This window comes from Thermoanaerobaculia bacterium, assembly GCA_035717485.1.
In the GTDB taxonomy this organism is placed as follows: domain Bacteria; phylum Acidobacteriota; class Thermoanaerobaculia; order UBA5066; family DATFVB01; genus DATFVB01.
In genome coordinates this window covers 14,524-36,404 of the sequence record DASTIQ010000206.1, presented here as the reverse complement: position 1 = coordinate 36,404, position 21,881 = coordinate 14,524, and the positions used below count along the sequence as shown (strand labels likewise).

Below are 21,881 nucleotides of genomic sequence, written 5' to 3'. Positions count from 1 at the left end.
CTCGTCTCCGCCGACCGGCACGCCGCGCACCGGGACGACGGAGTCCCGCGGCTGGAACGTCCGGCCGGCGAGCTTGAAGGGCTCGGTGATCCGCACGACTCCCGAGACGCCGGCCATGTCCTCGAAGAACCGGGGATCGCTGTTCTGCACGTGGCCGACGGCGCCGAGGACCGTGCGCTCGGCGCCCGTCGAACGATGGACGTCGAAGCCCTTCTCGACGAGACGCGCGACCACCGCATCCAGCTCCTGCTCGGTCGCGGCCGGGCTCATCACGATCAGCATTTCCCCTCCTGGGCTTCCCGCTCGAGACGGCGGGACTCGTCGATGATGCGTTCGTAGAGACGCCGGAGCGCGTCGACGGAAAGCGGGCCCCGGTTCTCGGTTTCGACGTGCGCGAGGACCTCGCGCTCCCGCTCGGGCGAATAGACCGGAAGCCCCGTGGCGCTCTTGGCCCGCCCAATCTCCAGCGCGTACTTCGCGCGCTGGTTCAGGAGCTTCACCAGCACGCGGTCGAGCTCGTCGATCGAGACGCGGAGCCGCTCGAGCTCGTTCATCGCCGACAGGCCTCCGCGAGGGAACGCGCGAGCGTTTCGACGGCGGAGGCGGCCCGGGCGCCCCCGCTTTCCGCGCAGGCGACGAGGGCCGAGCCCACGACGACGCCGTCGGCGATCGCCGCGACGCGGCGGGCGTCCTCCGCGGAAGCGATCCCGAATCCCACCGCGATGGGAAGCGTTCCGCGGTCCCCGCGCTCCGCGTCCGCCGCGCGGCGCGCGCGCGCGACGGTCCGCTGGAGATCCTCCGCGAGGCGGGCGCGTTCCCCGGTCGTGCCGGTTCGCGAGACGACGTAGAGGAACCCGCGCGACCGTTCCGCCGCGGCGCGCATCCTTCCCGCGTCCGAGGTCGGCGAGACGAGCAGAACGGGATCGAGCCCCGCCCGGGCGACATCCGGGAGCACCGCGTCCGACTCCTCCGCCGGCACGTCCGTCAGGAGAAGGGCGTCGAACCCCGCGGAGGCCGCTTCCCGGAAGGCGCGCCCGAACCCTCGCGCGCAGAGCGGGTTGGCGTACGAGAACAGGAGGAGCGGGAGGTCGGTCTTCGCCCGGATCTCGGCGGCGGCGGCGAAGACGCCGTCGAGCGTCGTCCCGGAGGCGAGCGCTCGGGCGGCCGCGCGCTGGAGCGTCGCCCCGTCCGCGATCGGATCGGAGAAGGGAACGCCGAGCTCGAGGACGTCGGCTCCGGCGGCCTCGACCGCGCGCGCGAGCTCGACGGTCGCGCGGAGGTCGGGATCTCCGGCCGTGAGATAGGCGACGAACGCGGCGCGTTCCTCCCCCTCGGCCCGAGCGAAGGCCGCGGCGACTCGCCCGCTCGACTTCACGATCCCCTCTCGATCCGCTCGACCTCCGGCAGGTCCTTGTCCCCCCTCCCGGAGAGATTGACGAGGATCAGATCGCTCTTTCGAAGCGAGGGCGCGAGCTTCCGCGCGAACGCGATCGCGTGCGCGGACTCGAGCGCGGGGACGATCCCCTCCAGCCGCGTCGTCCGGTCGAACGCGTCGAGCGCCTCCGAGTCCGAGGCCGACACGTATTCGACGCGCCGCGCGTCGCGCAGCGCCGCATGCTGCGGGCCGACGGCGGGATAGTCGAGTCCCGCGGAGACGGAATGGGTCGCCGCGATCTGCCCTTCCCGATCCTGGAGGACCCAGGTCTTCGTTCCGTGGAGGATCCCGACCTTCCCGCCCGCGAACCGGGCGGCGTGGTCGCCGAGCGCGGTCCCGCGCCCCCCCGCCTCGACGCCGACGAGGCGAACGCGGTCCCGCAGGAAAGCCTGGAAGATCCCGATCGCGTTCGACCCGCCGCCGACGCACGCGACGACCGCCTTCGGGAGCTTCTTCCACCGGCGCAGGGTCTGGGCTCGCGCCTCGCGGCCGATCGCCCGGTGGAACCAGGCGACCATCGTGGGATACGGATGCGGGCCGAGAGCCGAGCCGAGGACGTAGTGCGACGTCGCGGAGGTCGCCGACCAGTCCCGCATCGCCTCGTTGATCGCGTCCTTCAGCGTCCGCGATCCGGCATCGACGGTCCGGACGTCCGCTCCCAGCCGCCGCATTCGCGCGACGTTGACCGCCTGGCGCCGCGCATCCTCCGATCCCATGTACACGACGCTCTCGAACCCGAGCCACGCCGCGACGGTCGCCGTCGCGACGCCGTGCTGCCCCGCTCCCGTCTCGGCGATGAGACGCGTCTTCCCCATCCGGCGCGCCAGCAGCCCCTGGCCGATCGCGTTGTTGATCTTGTGGGCTCCGGTGTGCAGGAGATCCTCGCGCTTGAAGAGGATTCGCGCCCCTCCCGCGTCCTCCGAGAGCCGGCGCGCGAAGAAAAGGGCCGTCGGGCGTCCGGCGTAGTCCCGGAGCGCGCCGTCCAGCTCCGCGCGGAATCCCGAATCCCGCCGCGCCTCGTCGAAGGCTTCGGCGAGCTCGACGAGGGGCGCCATGAGCGTCTCGGGGGCGAACGTGCCGCCGTACGCGCCGAAGTACGCGCGCTCAGCCATCCGCCCTCCGGACGGCCGCGAAGAACGCGCGGAGCCGGGACGGATCCTTCACCCCCGGCGACGACTCCACTCCGCTCGCGACGTCGACGAGGAACGGACGAGCCGCCCGGATCGCTTCGGCGACGTTCTCCGGACGAAGCCCGCCCGCGAGACCGACGGGGATCCCGCGGTCCCGCGCGGCGAGCCCGTTCGAGTCGAACGTCATGCCCGTCCCGCCGTCGAGCGCCGGGTGACCCGTGTCGTAGAGAACGGCGTGGCAGCGCGCGAAAGGCGTCCGCGGGGCCGGGATCCGGCCGAACACGCGCTCGACCGCGATCACCGGGAGACCGAAGGCGAAGTCGTCGTCCCGGAGCGGCCGATGGAACTGCAGGAAGTCGAGGTCCAGCGCGTCGATCGCGCGCCGAACCGCTTCGGGGCCTTCCTCCACGAAGACCCCGACCCGGGGGCGCCCCTCCGACGCGGCGAGGAGCTTCGGCCCGTCCTCGACCGCCGCGCGACGCGGGCTTCGCGGCGAGAAGTTGAACCCCAGGTAATCCGCCCCGAGCGCGACGCAGAGCGCGACGTCCTCGCTCCGGGTGAGTCCGCAGATCTTGATGCGCGTCACGCCGTCCCCCGGAGCGAGCGAAGCGTTTCCTCCGGATCCTCGGAGCGAAGAAGCGTCTCGCCGACGAGAAACGCGGTGAACCCGGCGGCCGAGAGGCGCTCGACGTCCTCCCGCGTCCGGATTCCGCTCTCCGCCACGCGCAGGACGCCGGCCGGGATCGCCGCCGCGAGCTCTGCGGCGCCTTCCCGATCGACCTCGAAGGAGCGGAGGTCCCGGGCGTTCACCCCGACGATCGACGCGCCGGCGGCGGCGGCGCGCGCGATTTCGCCGGCGTCGTGGACCTCGACGAGGGCCGCGAGACCCCGCGCTTCCGCCGCGGAACGAAGCCGCGCGAGCGCCGGGCCGTCGAGGAGCGCCGCGATGAGGAGCACCGCGTCCGCGCCCGACGACGCCGCGAAATCGAGCTGCTCCTCGGCCAGGACGAAGTCCTTCATCAGCACGGGAAGGCCGGACATCCGCTTCGCTCTCGCGATCCACTCGGCTTTCCCTCCGAAGAACTCCGGTTCCGTGACGACCGAGATCGCGGCGGCGTGGCCGCGCCGATAGGCGAGGGCGAGCGTCTCGACCTTCCGGTCGAGGTGCGGGCAGATCTCCCCGGCCGACGGCGAGCGTTGCTTGAGCTCGGCGATCACGCGCGTTCCCGGTTCCCGGAGAGAGGCCGCGAACCGGCTGCCGTTCGGGCCGGGGCCGCGGCCTTCCGCGGGCCGGTAGGCGCCCGCCGCGAGCCGGGAGCGGACGGACGCCGCGATCTCCCCGAGGATCCCGCTCACGCGGCTCCTCCGGAGGACCGCGCCCCCTCGAGAATCGACGCGGCCCGGCCCGAGTCGATCGAGGACGCCGCCAGATCGTAGGCCTCGTGCAGCGTCGGCGCCGACTCGGCGATCCAGAGAGCCATCGCGGCGTTCAGGAGCACGGTTTCCCGGACGGGGCCGCGCGCGCCCGCGAGCACCCGCCGGAGGACCTCCGCGTTCTCCGCCGCCCCCCCGCCGGAGAGCTCCTCGACCGTCACCGGCCGCTGCGCGAGGACGCCGGCATCGAACCGCCACGAGATCGCCCGTCCCGGCCGCACCTCGAAGCCGATCGCGGCGACCCCCGGGGTGAGCTCGTCGAGGCCGTTTTCCGAATGGAAGACGATCGCCCGTTCCGTGCCGAGCATCGCCAGCGCCTCCGCGAGGAGGCGGGCGACGTCGAAGCGGCTCACGCCGATCAGTTGCCGCGTCGCGCCCGCGGGATTGGCGAGAGGACCGATCAGGTTGAAGATGGTCCGCACGCCGAGCTCCCGCCGGGCCGGAGCGACCTCGCGCATGGCGGGATGGAACGCCGGCGCGAACAGGAAAGTGAAGCCGGTCCGGTCGAGCTCCGCGCCCGCGTCCCCGGGGGACTTGTCGATCGGGACCCCGAGCGCCTCGAGGACGTCCGCGGAGCCGCAGCGGGTCGCCGAGCGATTGCCGTGCTTGGCGACGGCGGTTCCCGCGCCGGCGCACGCGAAGGCGGCCGCCGTCGACACGTTGACCGTTCTTCGGCCGTGCCCTCCCGTCCCGCACGTATCGAGGAGGGGGCGCCGCCGCGCCTCGACGCGCCGCATCTTCTCCCGCACCGCTCCGACCGCGCCGGCGAGCTCCTCCGGCGTCTCGCCGCGCGAGGCGAGACCGAGGAGCAGGGCGCCCTTCTGCGATTCGGTCGCCCGCCCTTCCATCAGTTCGAAGAACGCGTCGCGCGCCTCGGCCGCCGAGATCGGACGTCGGTCGGCGAGCCGGCGGAGGGCCTCGGCGACGCTCACGCCGCGCCCCGCACGAAGTTCTCGATCAGCTTCGGTCCTTCGACGGAGAGGATCGATTCGGGATGGAACTGCACGCCCCAGACCGGAAGGGATCGGTGGCGAAGCCCCATCACGATCCCGTCCTCCGACCGGGCGACGACTTCGAGCTCCGGCGGGAGCGTCTCTTCGCGCACCGCGAGCGAGTGGTACCGCGTGGCCTCGAACGGGCGCGAGAGTCCCCGGAAGATGCCGGCCGATTCGTGGGAGATGCGCGACGTCTTGCCGTGCATGAGGACGGGCGCGCGATCGACGACGGCGCCGTGCGCGACCGCGATCGCCTGGTGCCCGAGGCAGACGCCGAGGATCGGGATCCCGCGCTCCTCCGCGGCCCGGATCGTCTCGATCGATCGGCCCGCCTTCTCGGGCGTTCCGGGTCCCGGCGAGACGACGACGCCCGCCGGCCCCCGCGCGAGCTCTTCCGCCGGGTCGAACGCGTCGTTTCTCACCACCCGGACGTCAGGATCGAAGGCGGCGATCGCCTGGACGAGATTCCAGGTGAAGGAGTCGTAGTTGTCCACGACGAGGATCATGGCCGGCCCGCCGCTTCGGCCGCCCGGAAGAGGGCGCCCGACTTGATCTCCGTTTCCCGGGCTTCCCGCTCGGGATCCGAGTCGGCGACGATTCCCGCCGCCGCCTGGACGCGCGCGACCCCGTTCTCGACGACCATCGTCCGGATCGCGATCGCCGAATCGAGGTCTCCGGAGAGGTCGAGATAGCCGACGGCCCCCCCGTAGATCCCGCGCCGCCACGGCTCGAGCTCGTCGATCAGCTCCATCGCGCGGATCTTCGGCGCTCCCGTGAGGGTGCCCGCCGGAAAGGACGCCGCCAGCGCGCGGAGCGCGGAGACCCCCGGGAGGAGGCGCCCCGTGACCGAGGAGACGAGGTGCTGCACGTGCGAGTATTTTTCCACGGTGAAGAACTCCGGGACCGATACGGAGCCCGTCTCGCAGACGCGCCCGAGGTCGTTGCGGGCGAGATCGACGAGCATCACGTGCTCCGCGCGCTCCTTCGGGTCGGCCAGGAAACGCTCCTCGAGCGCGCGGTCCTCGGCGGCCGTGGCGCCGCGCGGGTAGGTGCCCGCGATCGGCCGCGTTTCGATCGCGCCGCCGCGGACGCGCACGAGCATCTCCGGCGACGCTCCGAGCACGTCCCCTTCCCGCGTCCGGAGGAAGAAGTGGTACGGCGACGGGTTGATCCGGCGGAGCGCGCGATAGACCTCGAAGGCGTCGAGTCCGAGGGGCGACGTCCAGCGCCGCGAGATCTGGATCTGGTAGACCTCGCCGGCCGCGATCGCCTCCTTCGCCGCGGCCACGGCGGAGAGAAAGCCGTCGCGCGAGCCGCTTTCCGAGAACGCCGGCGGTGCGGCGGGACTCCCTTTCGGACGCGGAGGATCGGGAGCGGCGACCCGGCGCTCGAGGTCCGCGAGACGCCCTTCCGCCGCACCGTCTTTCCCGTCGCGGACGGCGGTCTGCAGGACCATGACGCCGCGGGCATGATCGAAGGCGATCGTCGAATCGAAGAGGAGGAAGAGGGCCTCGGGCATCGCCGTCGACGGCGGGTGCCGCGACGGGACCCTCTCGAAGAGCCGTACGGCGTCGTAGGCGAGGTAGCCGACCGCGCCCGCGGCGAACGGCGGGGCGCCTTCCCCGCGCTCGTATCCGGGATCGACCGCCATCCCCTGGACGGCGTCGAGAAAAGGCTCGTCGAGCCACGCGGAGCGCCCGTCTTCCTCCCGCCGCACCCTTCCCCCGATCGAAGAGCACCGGGCACGCGGCGCGACGCCGAGGAACGACCAGCGCGCGAGGTGCGCGCCCCCCTCGACGCTTTCGAGCAGGAACGCCTCGTCCCCGCCCGCGAGGAGCTTCCGCATCACGGCGACGGGGGTCGTCGTGTCCGCGGAGATCGATCGGGTCGCGACCCGGATCACGAATCGCCTCGCAGGATCGCGTCGATCTCCTCGAACGTCGCGTCCGGGACGCCGAAGAGCGCCGCCTGGCCGGCGGCCTGGCGGGCCAGGAGCTCGAGTCCGTCCACGAGGGCGGCGCCGCGAGCCCGCGTCTCGCGGGCGAGCGCCGTTTCGCCGTCGCGCCGGTAAACGAAATCGACGACCGCGGCTCCCGGACGGAGAACCCCGACGGGCACGGGCATCGGGTCGTCGTCTCCGGACCCGAGCGGCGTCGCGTTCACCCAGACGTCCGCGTCTTTCGAGGCGAGCTCGCTCATGTCGACGGCGTCGGCTTCGAACTCCGCGGCGAGGAGCGTGGTTTTCGTGCGATCGCGCCCGGCCACCGCGGCCGCACGGCCGAGCGACGACGCCGCGGCGAGCGCCGCCCGCGCCGCTCCCCCCGTTCCGACGACCATCACGCGCGCTCCCCCGAGTCGCCCGAGGGCCTCGCGCGCCGCCCGAAGGTCCGTGTTGTGCGCCGAGAGATCGAGGCACTCGGGCTTGCGTCGGACGAGCGTGTTCGCCGCCCCGATCCGCGACGTGTCCGCGTCGGGCTCGGCGACGCCGGCGAAGTCGCCCTTGAACGGATTCGTCACCGAAACGCCGTGGAGGTTCCTCGAGAGCCCGTCGAGCGCGATGAGGTCCCCGGCGATCGGGCTCTCCCGCGCCGCGCCCCGCCGGGACGCCGTCAGGGGAACGTAGAGCCACGGGAGTCCCCGCCGCCGAAACAGCTCGTTGTGGATCCGGGGAGAAAGGGAACCCGAGACGTCGCCCCCGTAGACCGCGAAGAGCCTCTCCGGCGGAGCCGTTTCCCCCGCGCGATACACCGCGCGAAGCTCCCCCAGGGAGATCTGGCCGGCGCCGGTCGCGTCGCTGCCGTCGACGGTGCCGTACGTGAGAGCGCTTCCGAACCGGGGCGCGAGCACCCGGGTCACGGCGCCGCGGGTCCCCGTCGCGAAGCAGGCGACCGGTCTCTCGCGGGAGAGCCGGCGGGCGCGCTCGACGCACCCGATCGCCTCGGCCACGGTGTCGGGGTCCGTCAAGACGAGCTTCACGGCCGCCACGTCGTGCGCGACGCACGCCCGGAGCCGCCCTTCGGAGAGAGACGGGCCGTGGCGCGAGCCGATGACGCGGCTCCGGTCCGGAAGGAACCCCGCGTCGCCGAGGAGGCCACTCTCGAGCTCCACGTCGACGACGGCGCCCGCTTCGTAGGCGGAGACGACGGAACGGCGGTATTCGTCGGCGCTTCCGGCGAATCGGCCTCCCTCCCGCACGGTCCGATACGTCACGATCGCGCATCGCGGATCGAGATCCAGGAGAGCGCGCGGGGAGATCCGTCCCGGAGCGAGGTCGAGGCGCCACTCGATCGCGTTCGCCTCCGGCGGAACGAGAGCCGCGAGCCGGCGCGCGTCCTCGAAGCTCGCGGGAGCCAGCGTCGCGATCGTCGCCGGGATGGGAAGAGTCCGATCCAAAATTCGAAACCCCCGTCGGCCGGGGGTTTCGATCATTCCGCGCTGTCGATCGCCCCGCCCGAATTCCTCCGGGAGGGCGAGCTTCGCCCTACCGGGTGTCGCTCCAGTACCAGTACCAGCAGGACGAGGCGGAAACCTTCACGGAGCGGACTGTAGACGCGCGGCGCGGGTCTGTCAAGGCGTCTTCATATAATCCCGAAATGTCCTCCCCCACGAGCGTGATTCGCGGGTCCGGGGTGTTCCTCCCCGACGGCGTCGTCACCAACGAGCGGATGTCGCGGCTGATGGACACGACCGACGAATGGATCCAGCAGCGGACGGGGATCCGGGAGCGGCGGTACGCGCGGAAAGGAACGTCCTCGGCCGACCTGGGCGTCGAGGCGGCGAAGGCCGCCCTGGCCGACGCGGGCCTCCAGGCATCGGACGTCGACCTCATTCTCTTCGCGACCATGACGCCCGCCCACTACTTTCCGGGCAACGGCGGGATCGCGGCGGCGAAACTCGGCCTCACGCGGACGCACGCGATCGACCTCCGCATGCAGTGCGCCGGCTTCCTGTCCGGGCTCCAGGTGGCCGACGCGTTCATCCGCTCGGGGACGTACCGCCGGATCCTGCTGATCGGCGCCGAATGCCATGCGTCGTTCTATCCGTGGACCGACCTCGAATGGCGGGTCATGTTCGGAGAGTCCGACGAGGCCGTTCCCCCGGAGATGTTCAAGATCGGAACGGCGCTCCGCGACCGCGCGGTCATCTTCGGCGACGGCGCGGGGGCCTTCGTCCTCGAGGCGAACGGGACGGGAGACGGCCGCGGATTCCTCGGGTTCCGGATGCGCACGGACGGCACTCACTGGGACAAGCTCTACGTGCCGGCGGGAGGCTCGTCGTGCTTCCCCTATTTCGCGCCCGAGATGTTCGCCAGCATGGCGACGATTCCGATCGTCGAGGGGCGGCAGGTCTTCAAGCTCGCGACGACCGCGATGCCCGCGATCGTGCGCGAGGTCCTCGAGGCCTACGGTCTCGGCATCGACGACCTCTCGCTGCTTCTCATGCACCAGGCGAATCTCCGGATCAACGAGTCGGTGCAGAAGACGCTCGGGCTGCCGGACGAAAAGGTCTTCAACAACATCCAGAACTACGGGAACACGACGGCGGCGACGCTCCCGCTCGTCTTTCACGAGGCGAAGCAGGCCGGGAAGGCGAAACCCGGAGATCTCGTCTGCTTCACCGCCCTGGGTGCGGGGCTCCACTGGGGCGCGGGCCTGGTGAGGCTCTGACACGGCGGAAACCACCCCATCGCTCGGAAACCCGGGTCACCTCCAGCCATCGACGAGCGGTCGGCGCGACGGCTCGGATTCGACGACTCCCTGCGACGGAAAGCGCTGGCGATTTTTCTGGGAATCGCCGCCGCGCCGGGTCAAGCCTTCTTCCACCTGGTCCCGGCCGCCGTGTCCTCGAGCACGATCCCCTTCGCAGCGAGGTCGACGCGGATCGCGTCGGAGCGCGCGAAATCTTTCCGGCGCCGCGCGTCGAGCCGTTCCTGGATGAGCGCTTCGATCTCGGCCGGGAGGATCTCCGGCGCCGGGAGCACGCCCAGCACCCGGTCGGCGCTCCGGAGCGCGGCGGCCGCCGCCCGCGCGTCCGCTCCCGTGATCTCGCCCCGCTCGAGCGAGACGTTCACGTCGCGGACCCAGTCGAAGAGCGCGCCGAGCGCCTTGGCCGTGTTGAGGTCGTCCGCGAGCGCCTCGTCGAACGCCGCCCCGAGCTTCCCCGTGAGCTCGGGCGCGGTTTCCTCTCCCTCCGGCCGGCGGCGCGCGTAGTCGGCGAGATTCGCCTCGACGTTGCGGAGCCGCTGGACCGCCGCGGCCGCCGCTTCGAGTGCCTCGAACGTGAAGTTGAGCTTCTGTCGGTACGGCACCGAGAGGAAGAGGTAGCGGACGGCGGCGGGATCGTTGCGGCGCGCGAGAACGTCCGCGAGGAGGAAGAAGTTCCCCTTCGATTTCGACATTTTCTCGCCGTCGACGATCAGGTGCTCGGCATGCAGCCAATACTGCACGAATTTCTTCCCGGTCGCGCCTTCGCTCTGGGCGATCTCGTTCTCGTGGTGTGGAAAGATGTTGTCCACGGCGCCCGTGTGGATGTCGAAAGTCTCGCCGAGATAGCGCATCGACATCGCCGAGCATTCGAGGTGCCATCCGGGCCTTCCGCTCGAATACGGCGAATCCCACGCCGGCTCCCCCGGCTTGGCCGCCTTCCACAGCGCGAAGTCCTTCGGGTCGTCCTTCTCGTACTCGTCGTCGGCGACCCGGGCGCCCTGCCGCGCCTGCGACAGATCGATTCCCGACAACCGTCCGTATTCGGGGAAGGTGGAGATCCGGAACCAGACGGAGCCCTCGCTCTCGTAGGTGTGGCCCCGCGCCTTGAGCTTCTCGATGAGCGCGATCATCTCCGCAACGTGGTCCGTGGCCCGCGGATAGTGCTCGGCCTTCTCGACCCCGAGCGTTTCGAGATCGCGGAAGAACGCCTCCGCGTACTTCTCCGTGAACTCGCGGAGGGGAAGCCCCGCCTCGGCGGCGCCGCGGATCGTCTTGTCGTCGACGTCGGTCAGGTTCATCACCTGGGTCACCCGCCAGCCGAGCCTCTCGAGCGAGCGGCGAAAGACGTCTTCCCAGACGAACGTGCGGAGGTTCCCGATGTGGACCTTGTTGTAGATCGTGGGGCCGCACGTGTACATGCGGACGTGGCCCGGCTCGATCGACGTGAACGGCTCGAGCGTTCGCCCGAGCGTGTTGAAGAGCCGGAGCGGCATGGCGCCGAACTATACCCTCGGCCGGCGCCCGGCCGGCGGCATCCCGGGCGCGCCGGAACCGCCGTGGTATCGTTTTTTCGATGAAATCCGATCCGCGCATCCTCGTCGTCGATCCGGACCAGGACGAGCGCGACCTCGTCCTGGCGACGGCGAAGAGTCTTTCCGCGGAGTGCGACTGGTGCACCAACGCCGACGACGCGCTCCGGGAGATCGCGGAACACGACTACGACGCGATCCTGCTCGACGTGCTGATGAACGACCACTCGGGCTACGAGCTCTGCCGGGCGCTCAAGGCGGACCCGGAGAGCTCGGACGTCCCGATCCTCTTCGCCACCACGCGGAACCGCGCCGAGGACGTCCTCGAAGGATTCCAGTCCCTCGCGTTCGACTTCCTCGTCAAGCCGTATCGCCCCCGCGAGCTCCGCGCGCGTCTCGCCAACGCGATCCGCCTCCGCGGCCTCCTCGAGGAGATGAAGCTCCGGGTGCGCTTCTACGAGAGAGTGCTCCGCGTCGGGCGCGGTCTCGCGGCCGCGCGGACTCCCGCCGAGACCGCGCAAACGATCACGCGGGAGCTCGAGGGAGTGGTCGAGGGGTTCGGCGCGCGCGGAGCGACGATCGAGTCGGGAGGGGGCTCGATCTTCTCGGCCGGCGTCACCTCGGGTCCGCCCGCCACGGAGATCCCGTTCGAGCATTCGGGGGTCGAGGGAACGCTCCGGCTCTGGCGGGACACGCCGGCCGACCCCGAAGAGCGCGTGCGCCTCGCCGATATCTCGGCGATCGTCGCGCGGGGGATGGCCCGCCACGGAATCGGCCTTCGGACGGCGCCGGCCGTTCCGCGCTGATCCCCTGTCCGCTCGGCGAAGGCGCGGTGCCCGCCCTCAGCGAGTGCCGTAGCGGCGGGCGACCTTCCGCAGCACCAGCTCCTTTTTCAGTCCCCGGAGACGGTGAACGAAGAGTTTCTGGTCGAGATGGTCGGTCTCATGGCAGAGGGCCCGCGCGAAGAGCCCCGTGGCCTCGATCGCCCGCCGGCGCCCCGCCGCATCCGCCGCTTCGACGACGACCGTCGCGGGGCGGGCGAGCGGCTCGGAGAGCCCGGGAATCGACAGGCAGCCTTCGTCCGAACGGATTTCTCCCTCCTCGCGCACAATCCTCGGATTGACGAGCACGGTCACCGCGGCCGGATCCTGTCCCACGGAAAGGTCGACGATGGCGACCCGGAGGTTGACGCCGACCTGCGGCGCCGCGAGCCCGAGCCCCGGGGCGGCGTGACACGTTTCCACGAGATCGGCGACGAGCTCGGCGAGCCGGCCGTCGAACTCGCCGACTTCGGCGTTCGGCGCGAGGAGGCGGGGATCGCCGAACTTGACGATGTCGCGGATCACGTGCGGCGGCGGCGCTGCTCGATCAGGGCTTCGGCCGTGCGCTCCGCCCGGGTCCGCTGGGCCTCGGCGAGCGCCCGTTCGAGATCGGGGTACGCCGCGCGCAGGGAAACGAGCGCGGCGCGGGTGAGCTCGAGCGTCTCGAGCCCGCTGACGGCCGTCACGGTCGCGGTTCGGGGCCGGGACGTCAGCAGCGAGATCTCGCCGAAGAAATCGCCCGGTCCGAGAGCCCCCAGGACCACGCGCTCTCCGGCGTCGTCCCGCGTCTCGACCTCGACGCGCCCCTCGGTGATGAGGTAGAGCGAATCCCCCGGCTCCCCCTCCCGCAGGACCGTCGTTCCGGCCGGAAAGCGCCGGGCCGTCATTTTTTCCAGCGCCCCCGCGAGCTGCGCGGGCGGGATGCCGGCGAGGAGGGCCGTTTCCGGCAGCGCGCCGAGCGCGGAGCCGGCCGGGAGCGACTCGCGGGCGACCGCGATCCGCCGAGCCAGCCGCCGGTGGAGCTCGTCGTCCGCCGGCTTCCAGAGAACCACCCGCTGGTAGACGGCCACGGCGGGGACGAAGCGGCCCCCGGCGAGGTCGGCCGCCAGGATCTCCTCGTAGAGACGGATCGCCTCCTCGTCGCGTCCGGCGGAGCGGGCGGCGTCCGCCCGCTTCTCCCGGTCCTCCCGGAGCTCGTCGGGCGTCATCGCGGCGATTGTATCCAGAGTGTCATCTTGGCCCCCCCGATGTCCCGGCGAGAGGACGGATGACGGCATGGGCGCCCTTTGTTTTCAGGACGTTGACATGGCACTCTCTTGGCTACTCCCGGTGGTCGGGCGACGAACGCCCGGGAGTAGGAACATGAAATCCAGGTTTTTTCCATCGTTGTTTTTCGGGTTGGCCGCCCTTTTCCTGGCGGCTCTTCCCCTGCGCGCCCAGCGGTCGGGCTACGCTCACGTCACCGACGTCGACGGCGCCGGCTCGATCCTTTCCGACGCCAACGGCCGGACCGAAATCCAGGTCAATCTTCCGCTCGCGGAAGGGGACACGATCGTCACCGACGCGGGCGCCCACGCCGAAATCGAGCTCGCCGACGGGAATCGCGTCCAGATCGCCGGCGAGAGCCGCCTTCGTCTCGACGCGCTCGCCGGGGAGCAGGGATCCAACGCCGATGAGTCCGCGATCACGCTCCTGGAGGGATCGGCCGCCGCCGAGTCGGCTTCCTTCGACGACGCCCGCGCGTTCCGGATCGACACCGCGGACGCGTCGGCGTACGTGACCGCGAAGGGACGGGCGCGCGTGAACCTCGACGCCAACCGGGGCACCACGGTGATCGTCCGCGCGGGCTCGGTCGACGTCCAGACGCGTTCCGGCTCGATCACGGCCGAAGCGGGCCAGTACGTGCTGGTCCACGGCGACGAACAGCCCGAGCTCGCCCGGGGGTCGTTCTCCCGCGATCGGTTCGACGTCTGGGTCGCCGACCGCACCGAAACCGCGCTCTCCGCGTACAACTCCGTCTCGGCCCGCTACGTCGACGGCGACGAATACGACCAGGACGTCGCGGCTCTGGACGATTACGGGAGCTGGGACTATTCGCCGACGTACGACACCGAGGTCTGGCGTCCGAACGTGGGCGCCGACTGGTCTCCGTATTCGGACGGGTACTGGTACTACACCCCCGTCGGCGCCTCGTGGGTGCCGTACGAGCCGTGGGGATGGTTCCCCCACCACTTCGGAAACTGGTTCTTCGACGCCGGGTTCGGCTCCTGGTGCTGGTCGCCCGCCTTCGTCTATTCGCCGGGGTGGGTGTACTGGGGATTCACGAACGGATTCGTCGGCTGGTGCCCGATCGGTTCCTACGCCTACTACGGCCCCTATGCGAACTACTGGGGCGGGTACGGCGGCTGGCACTCGGGACTCTACTTCTCCGTTTCCGGCCTGTTCGACTCCGGACGGGTGGACTGGCACCATGGCTGGAATTTCGTCGATTCGCACCACTTCGGATCGCATTTCGACCACCGGTCCGTGCTCCCGGGATCCGCGGTCGCCTCGCGGCTCGGCGCCCGGGTCGCGATCACGTCGGATCCGGTCCGGGTCCCGATCGTTACCGGCCGCGGCTCCGCCGCCACGGCGCTCCGTTCCTACGTTCGGACCGCCCCCGCGACGATCGCGCGGCAGAGCTCGCCCGAGCGATCCGCGGCGCTGACACCGTTTCTGGGCCGGCAGGCGAAGCTTCCCGCCGCGACGGTGCGCACCCTGCAGGACACCCAGCTCGCGCGGGTGAATCCCTCGGCCCGGCGGCTGGAAGGGCCCGGCGCGGATCGGCTCGTCGCGTCCCCGCGACAGACCGCCGGCTCCTTGTCCGGCTCCCGTTCGCTCTCCGGAGGCGCCTTCCGGAACCCGGGCCAGGCTCGCACCGAATCGTGGCGGGCGCCCCAGCGGAACTCCTTCGGCTCCTCGTCGCGCGCGGTTCCGCCGCCCTCGAGCCGATCCGGCGAGCGGTCGAACGACTGGCGCCGCCCGTCCTCGATTTCTCCCCGGTCGATCGCCCCGCGGTCGCCGAGCGGCGGCGAATCCTGGCGGGAGCGCCCGGCCCCCCCGCGCGGGTATGCCTCGACGCCCCGTTCCCGGAATTCCGGGGGCGCGCCGGCAGAGTCGTGGCGGACTCGCGCCAACACTCCTCCCGCGCAGCGCGTGATCGAGGGAATCGATCGCGGGCGGGCGGTCCCTCCCCCGCGAAGCGAACCGTACGTCCGCTCCCTGCCGGAGCGGCGGTCGGGGAACTTCGAGCCGCGAGAGATCGCGCCGATGCCGCGGTACCAGCGCTCCGCGCCGCCGGCCTACGGCCTCCGGGAGTCCGCGCCTCCGTCGCGTTCGGAGAGGTTCGCGCCTCCGGACGCCCGGCGGGCGGAGCCCTCGCCCCGGTATTCGGCGGCCCCTCCGCGATACGAGCGGTCGGCGCCTCCGCCGCGGTCGGCTCCCCCGCAGACTCGAGAGTACCGGGCGCCCGCTCCGGCTCCGCGTTCGTCGCCCCCTCCGCCGCCGCGCGGCGGGGAATACCGCCCGCCGCACGGTCGTTCTCACTGACGGCGGCCTGACCCACCGTCGTCGTTGATCTCCTCCGCCCCTGCCGAACGAAGGCAGGGGCAATTTTTTTGTCGCGCGATCCTCGTCCGGTCTCATGGACCCCCGGGGAGGCGGGCTCGAAGACTTTTCCTCCGTCAACGCCGCTCGTCGAAGATCGGTTCGGCGGAGCGGACGCGCCGACGCTCCGCCTCCCGTGCGGCCGTCCCGATGAGACGCGGCGAATTCCGTTCGATCGGAGTCGCCGGACGGGGAGACCGCCGTCGCCGCGCTCGCGCGCCTCGTCCCGCGTCGGGAACGGCCGGTTTCCGGGACGTATACTCCGCGGAAATGAGCTCCGCTTTCCGGCTCGACACCGTCGACGGACTCGCCCTCGTCACGTTCGACCTTCCCGGCGAAAAGGTGAACAAGTTCTCGACGCCCGTGATGGAAGAGCTCTCGTCGCTCGTCGACCGGCTTTCGGCCGCGGACGGCATCGGTGCGCTCCTGTTCCGCTCCGGAAAGGCGGACGTGTTCATCGCCGGAGCGGACGTGCGGGAAATCGAGGACGTCCGCTCGCCCGAGGAAGGAAGAACCGCATCGGCCGTCGGCCAGCGCATCTTCGACCGGTTCGCGCGCCTCCCGTTCCCGACGGTCGCGGCGATCCGGGGCGCCTGCCTGGGGGGAGGCACGGAGCTGGCGCTCGCATGCGACTGGCGCGTGTGTTCCGACTCGTCGAAGACCCGGATCGGTCTTCCGGAAGTCAACCTCGGAATCCTCCCGGGATGGGGCGGCACGCAGCGTCTTCCCCGTGTGACGGGACTCGCTTCCGCCCTCGATCTCATCCTGACGGGCAAGCCGATCGACGGCCGGCGCGCGGCCCGGATCGGGCTCGCCGACGCCGTCGTCCCCGACGCGATCTTCGACGCGTGGAGCGAGTCCTTCGCCCGCGGAAAGATCGGCGCGCGCAAGCCCCGCGGTCGCCGGGCGCGCCTCCCGCTCGCCGCGCGCGCGCTCGAAGCGACGCCCGTCGGCCGGGCACTGATCTTCCGCAAGGCCCGGGCCGCCGTGCTCGCGCGGACCCGCGGGCGGTACCCGGCCCCGATCGAGGCGCTCGAGGCGGTCCGCGAAGGATTCGGGCGGAAGATCGAGGCCGGCCTCGCCGCCGAGAACGCCCGGCTGGGCCGCCTGATCGGGACGCCGGTCCAGCGCCGGCTCCTGCGGATCTTCTTCTGGACGGAAGAGGTCAAGAAGGAGACCGGCGCGATCAACCCGACCGTCGCCCCCCGGCCCGTCCACCGGGTGGGAATTCTCGGCGCGGGCGTGATGGGCGGCGGAATCGCGCAGCTCGCCGCGGATCGGGGCTTTCCGGCCCGGATGAAGGACATCGCGGCCGAGCCGCTCGCCCACGGGTTTCGCGCGGCCGCCGACGTCTGGAGGGAGAAGGTCGACCGGCACCGGATGTCGCCTGCGGAATTCCGCCGCAAGATGGCGCTCCTCTCCGGCGGGCTCGACTACGCCGGTTTCTCGCGGGCGGAGGTCACGATCGAGGCGGTCGTCGAGAAGCTCGAGATCAAGCAGGCCGTGCTCCGCGAGTGGGAAGAGGCGGTCGGCGACGAGGCGATCTTCGCGTCGAACACCTCGACGCTTCCGATCTCGCGCATCGCCGCCGCCGCCCGCCAGCCGCGGCGCGTCGCGGGAATGCACTTCTTCAATCCCGTTCACCGGATGCCGCTCGTCGAGGTGATCCGCGGCGAGAAGTCGTCCGACGAAACGATCGCGACCATCTTCGATCTCGCGCGGAAGATGGGGAAGACGCCGGTCGTCGTGCGCGACGCACCGGGGTTCCTCGTCAACCGGATCCTCGCTCCCTATCTCTCCGAGGCGGTCCGTCTGCTCGAGGAGGGTTGCCGCATCGAGGACGTGGACGGCGCGCTGACCGCCTTCGGCATGCCGGTCGGCCCCCTCGCGCTCCTGGACGACGTGGGCATCGACGTCGCCGCCAAGGGGGGGCAGACGATGGCGGCCGCGTTTCCGGAGCGTCTCCCCCTCTCGGCGCGGTTCGAAGCCTTCACGGCGGGGGGGCGGCTCGGAAGGAAGACGGGCAGGGGCTTCTACCGTTACCGGGGAACCCGACGCGAGAAGCCGGACCCGGAAGCCTATGCGCTCGTCGGGGCTCGCCCGGCCTCGAAGCCGGCGCTGCCGCCGGAAGTGATCGAGGCGCGCCTGCTGATGCCGATGATCAACGAGGCGGCCTTCTGTCTCGAAGACCGCATCGTGGAGTCCGCGGAGAAGCTCGATCTCGCGATGATCTTCGGCACGGGCTTTCCCCCCTTCCGCGGCGGGCTCCTGCAGTACGCGGACGATCTCGGCGCGGACCGGATCGTCAACCGGCTCTCGGACCTCGCGGAGCGCCTCGGGCCGCGCTTCTCTCCCGCGGCCCTGCTCGTGCAGATGGCCGCGGAACGGCGAACGTTCCACCCCGCCTGATCGCCCGCGCCGGCAGAAACCGCGCCGACCGGCGTAAACGGCCCATACGACGCGCGATCCGGCGCGCGGTGGGATAGACTTTTTCTTTCGCGAGGTGGCCATGGCGATCGAAGCTCCCGCGCGCAGTCACCCCTTCGTCAAATCGCTCTTCTCGGGACAGATCGACGAAGACGCCCTCTTCCCGTATCCGCAGGTCCGCGAGGACGAGCGCGAGACCGTCTCGACGTTCCTCGACTCCTTCCGCCAGTACGCCGCCGCGAAGATCGACCCGGCCAAGATCGAGCGGGAACACGCGGTCGGCGCCGACGTCATCCGCGGCGTCTCCGAGCTCGGTCTCATGGGGATGGCGATCCCCGAGGAATACGGCGGGTTCGGATTCTCGTCGTCGGCGTACTGCCGCGTCATGGAAGACGTCGGCACCGCCGACGCCTCGCTCGCGATCGTCGTCGGTGCGCACCAGTCGATCGGCTGCAAGGGTCTGATCCTCTTCGGTACCGACGAGCAGAAGCGCCGCTGGCTGCCGAAGCTCGCGGCGGGTGAGCTCATCGGGGCGTTCGCGCTGACGGAGCCCGAAGCCGGATCCGACGCGGCCGCCCAGAAGACGACGGCCGTGTACGACGCCGCCACCGACACGTTCGTGCTCAACGGCACGAAACAGTGGATCTCCAACGGGGGCTTCGCCTCCTTCTTCACGGTCTTCGCGCGCGACGAGGCGCTGCCCGCGACGGAGCCGCACCGGAAGATCACCGCCTTCGTCGTCACCTCCGACCTTCCGGGACTCGCCCGCGGCAAGGAGGAGAACAAGCTGGGGTTGAAAGGGTCCTCGACCTGCCAGATCCACTTCGAGAACATGCGCGTCCCGGCGGCGAACGTCCTCGGCGAGCGCGGCCAGGGATTCAAGATCGCCGTCGAGGTCCTGAACACCGGCCGCACGTCGCTCGGGGCCGGATGCGTCGGCGGGTCGAAGGCGATGATCCGCGCGGCGGCGCTCCATGCCACGCAGCGCAAGCAGTTCCAGACTCCGATCGCGCAATTCGAGATGATCCGCGCGAAGTTCGCGCGCATGGTCGTCGAGACGTACGCGCTCGAGTCGATGGTCTATCTCACGACCGGGCTGGTCGATGCGGGCGCGGAGGACTACGCCCTCGAAGGCGCGTGCTGCAAGGTCTTCGGGACCGAGGTCGTGTGGAGGAACATCAACGACGCGCTCCAGATCGCGGGCGGCAACGGATTCATGGAGGAATACCCGTACGAGAAGGCGCTCCGCGATTCGCGGATCAACATGATCTTCGAGGGGACGAACGAGATCCTCCGCATGCTCGTCGCGCTCTCGGGAGCGCGGGACGTCGCCGAGTACATGAAGGACGTCGGACGGGCCCTCAAAGCGCCGCTCTCCTCGCTCGGGATCCTCTCGGGCTTCGCCGGAAAGCGGATCCGCCGCGCCGTGGCCCCGGGCAGGCTGGCCGGCGTCGCGCCCGAGCTCGCGCCGCAGGGGGAATACCTCGTGAAGTACACCGGCGCGATGGCGAACGCGGTCGAGACGCTCCTCCAGAAGTACGGCAAGGGAATCATCGAGAAGGAGTACCAGCAGGAGCGGCTGGCCAACGCGACGATCGACCTGTACGCGGGGCTCGCCGTGCTTTCCCGGGCCAGCGCCGCGATCGCCCGGCTCGGCGCCGAAAAGGCCGCCGAGGAGATCCGTCTCGCGAAGACGTTCATCCGGCACGCGCGGCACCGGATCGTCGGGAATCTCAAGGAGATGGATCGCAGCCCCGACGCCGAGCTGACGGCGATCTCCGAAACCGCCTATCGCGCGGAGGGTTACGCGTTCAGCTACTGGGAATGACGGCGCGCGTGAAGGGGGCGGCCTCGGCCCGCCGCGTCGCGCTCGTCACCGGCGGCGCGGTCCGCCTCGGACGCGCGATCGCCCTCGAACGCGCCCGCGCGGGATGCGACGTCGCGATCCACTACCACGCCTCCCGGAAGGAAGCCGATGCCGTCGCCGCGGAGGCTCGCGCCGGCGGCGTGCGGGCGACGGTCATCCGGGCGGACCTCTCGCGTCCCGCCGACTGCTCACGGCTGGTCGGCCGGACGATCTCCGCGTTCGGGCGCCTCGACCTCCTCGTCGGCTCCGCCGCGAACTTCCTGAAGGTGCCGTTTTCGGATACCGGAGCGGAGATCTGGGACGCGGCGATCGACCTGAACGCCCGCGCCAACTTCCTCCTCGCGCGCGCCGCGGAGAAGGAACTCCGGTCCCGGCGCGGACGCGTCGTCCTGATCTCGGACCTCGCCGCGCGGCGGGTCTGGAAAGGCTACTCCGCGCACGCGATCTCGAAGGCGGCGGTCGAGGCGGTCGTCCGCGTCCTCGCCCGGCAGCTCGCGCCGGAGGTCTCCGTCAACGGGGTCGCGCCGGGAACGATCCTCCCGCCGACGAACATGCCGAAGGCCGCGGTCGCCAAGCTCGTCTCGGAGATTCCGCTCCGCCGCTGCGGGACACCGGAAGAGATCGCCGCCGCGGTCGCGTTCTTCTGCGACGGACCCGGGTTCGTGACCGGAGAGGTGCTCACGGTGGACGGGGGCCGCTCCCTCTATTAGCCGGCGCGGCGATGCATCGAGCCGGACGGGCGCGTGTCAGCCGCGCCTTCACGTCCTGAACCGAAGGGTCCCCGCGATTTCGAGCGGCCCGGAGAGGCGCGCCGGCTACCCGAACTCGGCGATCTCTTCCCTCAGGCACCGTGCGAACTCGCGCATGACGGCCAGCCGCGGAGCGGCGAGCGCGCGGCCGCGCTCCGTCCGCAGGTCGTCGCGCGCTTCCCCCTCGATCTCCGCGGCGAGCTCTGCGAGATCCATCCTCTCGCGCGCGCCGATCGCGGCGAGCCGCGCGACGCCGTAAGCGCCGATCTCGTCGAGCCGTCGCGCGTCGTGCACGCACTCCTCTTCGGGAGTCTCCGGGGACCGCGCGTAGCGGCCGAGCGACCGGCGGAGGGCCCGGAACGCCGGGGCGGGCACTCCGACCGAACCGAGGAAGAGCTCCGTCCGGCTCCCGTGGGCGAATCCGGAAACCCACTTCTCCTGTCCCGAGAAAACGGCGAGCAGGAACAGGCGGTCGGAATCGACGTCGGAGCGTCCGGCCGCGACTTCCTCCGCCGCCCGCAGGACCCGCTCGACGTCGCCGAAGTTGGTCACGCCGTCGATCCCGGCGGCGAGCGGCTTGACCCAGTCCAGGACGCGGCGGCGCTCCTCCTCGTTCACCGGCGTCAGCGGCGAAACCGATCCTGAAGCTCGGCCGCGCGCTTGCCGGCCTCGAAGCGGGCGACCGCCTCGGGCGTGGCGCGGCGGCTCGCGAGCTCGCTGTTGGCGTAGTCCACCCATTCGTCCATCTTGCCGGCGAACGCTTCGATCTCCGACGCGTTCACCCTCTCGATCGTGAGGTCCTTCCCGTCCCATTGCAGCTCGCGCGCCGAGGTGAACGTGGTGCCGAACGGCGCCGAACGCAGCAGCTCGATCCACTCCTCCGGCGGAGACGGGTTCGGCCGCCACGCCGCGACGAACGTGGTGATCATCGTCTCGTCCCCGTCGCCCGCGCTGACCCGCGGCTCGATGCGGGGCGCGGATACGTGGATGGAAAGGGACGGAGGGATCTCCCGCTCGTGCGGAGCGTCCGGCGGCGTCGGTTCCCCCGGCGGCTCCTCGCGAAGGAAGAAGCCGCCCCCGGTCCGCGTGAAGAGCTTGTCGAGCTCGAGCCGCCGGGCGATCGACGAGAGCCAGCGAAACACG

21 protein-coding genes are annotated in these 21,881 nt (G+C 71.2%); 6 read left to right on the top strand and 15 right to left on the bottom strand.

Annotated features, from left to right (window positions below; all coding sequences use genetic code 11):
• The 10 genes from VFS34_10900 to VFS34_10855 form a co-directional block, all read right to left on the bottom strand.
• Positions 1-282: 3-deoxy-7-phosphoheptulonate synthase (locus VFS34_10900; protein HET9794961.1), on the bottom strand; the 282-nt coding region annotated here is incomplete at its 3' end.
• On the bottom strand, positions 276-554 hold the full coding sequence (locus VFS34_10895; GenBank protein HET9794960.1) for a chorismate mutase: 279 nt from the start codon (positions 552-554) through the stop codon (positions 276-278). The genes VFS34_10895 and VFS34_10900, both read right to left, overlap by 7 nt.
• Positions 551-1,375, bottom strand: a complete 825-nt coding sequence (gene trpA, locus VFS34_10890) for a tryptophan synthase subunit alpha (GenBank protein HET9794959.1) — start codon at positions 1,373-1,375, stop codon at positions 551-553. The genes VFS34_10895 and trpA overlap by 4 nt, the downstream gene beginning before the upstream one ends.
• Positions 1,372-2,547, bottom strand: coding sequence for a tryptophan synthase subunit beta (trpB, locus tag VFS34_10885; protein ID HET9794958.1), 1,176 nt, complete (start codon positions 2,545-2,547; stop codon positions 1,372-1,374). Before trpB ends, trpA begins: the two co-directional genes overlap by 4 nt.
• On the bottom strand, positions 2,540-3,151 hold the full coding sequence (locus VFS34_10880; protein HET9794957.1) for an N-(5'-phosphoribosyl)anthranilate isomerase: 612 nt from the start codon (positions 3,149-3,151) through the stop codon (positions 2,540-2,542). The genes trpB and VFS34_10880 overlap by 8 nt, the downstream gene beginning before the upstream one ends.
• Positions 3,148-3,921 (bottom strand): indole-3-glycerol-phosphate synthase, encoded by a 774-nt coding sequence (locus VFS34_10875; protein HET9794956.1) that lies wholly within the window; start codon positions 3,919-3,921, stop codon positions 3,148-3,150. The genes VFS34_10880 and VFS34_10875 overlap by 4 nt, the downstream gene beginning before the upstream one ends.
• Positions 3,918-4,931, bottom strand: coding sequence for an anthranilate phosphoribosyltransferase (trpD, locus tag VFS34_10870; GenBank protein HET9794955.1), 1,014 nt, complete (start codon positions 4,929-4,931; stop codon positions 3,918-3,920). The genes VFS34_10875 and trpD overlap by 4 nt, the downstream gene beginning before the upstream one ends.
• Positions 4,928-5,500: an aminodeoxychorismate/anthranilate synthase component II gene (locus tag VFS34_10865; GenBank protein ID HET9794954.1), complete on the bottom strand. Its 573-nt coding sequence runs from the start codon at positions 5,498-5,500 to the stop codon at positions 4,928-4,930. Before VFS34_10865 ends, trpD begins: the two co-directional genes overlap by 4 nt.
• Positions 5,497-6,897 (bottom strand): chorismate-binding protein, encoded by a 1,401-nt coding sequence (locus tag VFS34_10860; GenBank protein HET9794953.1) that lies wholly within the window; start codon positions 6,895-6,897, stop codon positions 5,497-5,499. The genes VFS34_10865 and VFS34_10860 overlap by 4 nt, the downstream gene beginning before the upstream one ends.
• The gene (locus tag VFS34_10855) at positions 6,894-8,387 is read right to left on the bottom strand and encodes a type I 3-dehydroquinate dehydratase (GenBank protein ID HET9794952.1); all 1,494 of its coding nucleotides are present in this window, start codon (positions 8,385-8,387) and stop codon (positions 6,894-6,896) included. The genes VFS34_10860 and VFS34_10855 overlap by 4 nt, the downstream gene beginning before the upstream one ends.
• 200 nt (positions 8,388-8,587) lie before the next feature.
• Between VFS34_10855 and VFS34_10850 the strand changes: the two genes are divergently transcribed.
• On the top strand, positions 8,588-9,661 hold the full coding sequence (locus VFS34_10850) for a 3-oxoacyl-[acyl-carrier-protein] synthase III C-terminal domain-containing protein (protein HET9794951.1): 1,074 nt from the start codon (positions 8,588-8,590) through the stop codon (positions 9,659-9,661).
• Between the two features lie 140 nt (positions 9,662-9,801).
• Here VFS34_10850 and cysS read toward each other — a convergent pair whose 3' ends face one another.
• Positions 9,802-11,193, bottom strand: a complete 1,392-nt coding sequence (gene cysS / locus VFS34_10845) for a cysteine--tRNA ligase (GenBank protein ID HET9794950.1) — start codon at positions 11,191-11,193, stop codon at positions 9,802-9,804.
• An 80-nt stretch (positions 11,194-11,273) separates the two neighbouring features.
• Here cysS and VFS34_10840 point away from each other — a divergent pair, with 80 nt between their 5' ends.
• Positions 11,274-12,035, top strand: a complete 762-nt coding sequence (locus tag VFS34_10840) for a response regulator transcription factor (GenBank protein HET9794949.1) — start codon at positions 11,274-11,276, stop codon at positions 12,033-12,035.
• Positions 12,036-12,071: 36 nt separating this feature from the next.
• On the opposite strand, the gene def is transcribed toward VFS34_10840, so the two are convergent.
• Both def and VFS34_10830 read right to left on the bottom strand, forming a co-directional pair.
• Complete coding sequence (gene def / locus VFS34_10835) at positions 12,072-12,575, bottom strand: peptide deformylase (protein HET9794948.1); 504 nt, start codon at positions 12,573-12,575, stop codon at positions 12,072-12,074.
• Positions 12,572-13,258, bottom strand: coding sequence for a cyclic nucleotide-binding domain-containing protein (locus tag VFS34_10830; protein ID HET9794947.1), 687 nt, complete (start codon positions 13,256-13,258; stop codon positions 12,572-12,574). The genes def and VFS34_10830 overlap by 4 nt, the downstream gene beginning before the upstream one ends.
• Before the next feature lie 154 nt (positions 13,259-13,412).
• On the opposite strand from VFS34_10830, the gene VFS34_10825 reads away from it, so the two are divergent.
• The 4 genes from VFS34_10825 (at position 13,413) to VFS34_10810 (ending at position 20,699) form a co-directional block, all read left to right on the top strand.
• Complete coding sequence (locus VFS34_10825) at positions 13,413-15,638, top strand: DUF6600 domain-containing protein (protein ID HET9794946.1); 2,226 nt, start codon at positions 13,413-13,415, stop codon at positions 15,636-15,638.
• Positions 15,639-15,965: 327 nt separating this feature from the next.
• Positions 15,966-18,104: a 3-hydroxyacyl-CoA dehydrogenase NAD-binding domain-containing protein gene (locus VFS34_10820; protein HET9794945.1), complete on the top strand. Its 2,139-nt coding sequence runs from the start codon at positions 15,966-15,968 to the stop codon at positions 18,102-18,104.
• Between the two features lie 100 nt (positions 18,105-18,204).
• Positions 18,205-19,950: an acyl-CoA dehydrogenase family protein gene (locus VFS34_10815; protein ID HET9794944.1), complete on the top strand. Its 1,746-nt coding sequence runs from the start codon at positions 18,205-18,207 to the stop codon at positions 19,948-19,950.
• A complete protein-coding gene (locus VFS34_10810; GenBank protein HET9794943.1) occupies positions 19,947-20,699 on the top strand; it encodes an SDR family oxidoreductase in 753 nt (250 codons plus the stop codon). Before VFS34_10815 ends, VFS34_10810 begins: the two co-directional genes overlap by 4 nt.
• 105 nt (positions 20,700-20,804) lie before the next feature.
• Here VFS34_10810 and VFS34_10805 read toward each other — a convergent pair whose 3' ends face one another.
• Positions 20,805-21,356, bottom strand: coding sequence for a hypothetical protein (locus VFS34_10805; protein ID HET9794942.1), 552 nt, complete (start codon positions 21,354-21,356; stop codon positions 20,805-20,807).
• Between the two features lie 5 nt (positions 21,357-21,361).
• On the bottom strand, positions 21,362-21,880 hold the full coding sequence (locus VFS34_10800) for a hypothetical protein (GenBank protein HET9794941.1): 519 nt from the start codon (positions 21,878-21,880) through the stop codon (positions 21,362-21,364).
• Position 21,881 lies beyond the last annotated feature (1 nt).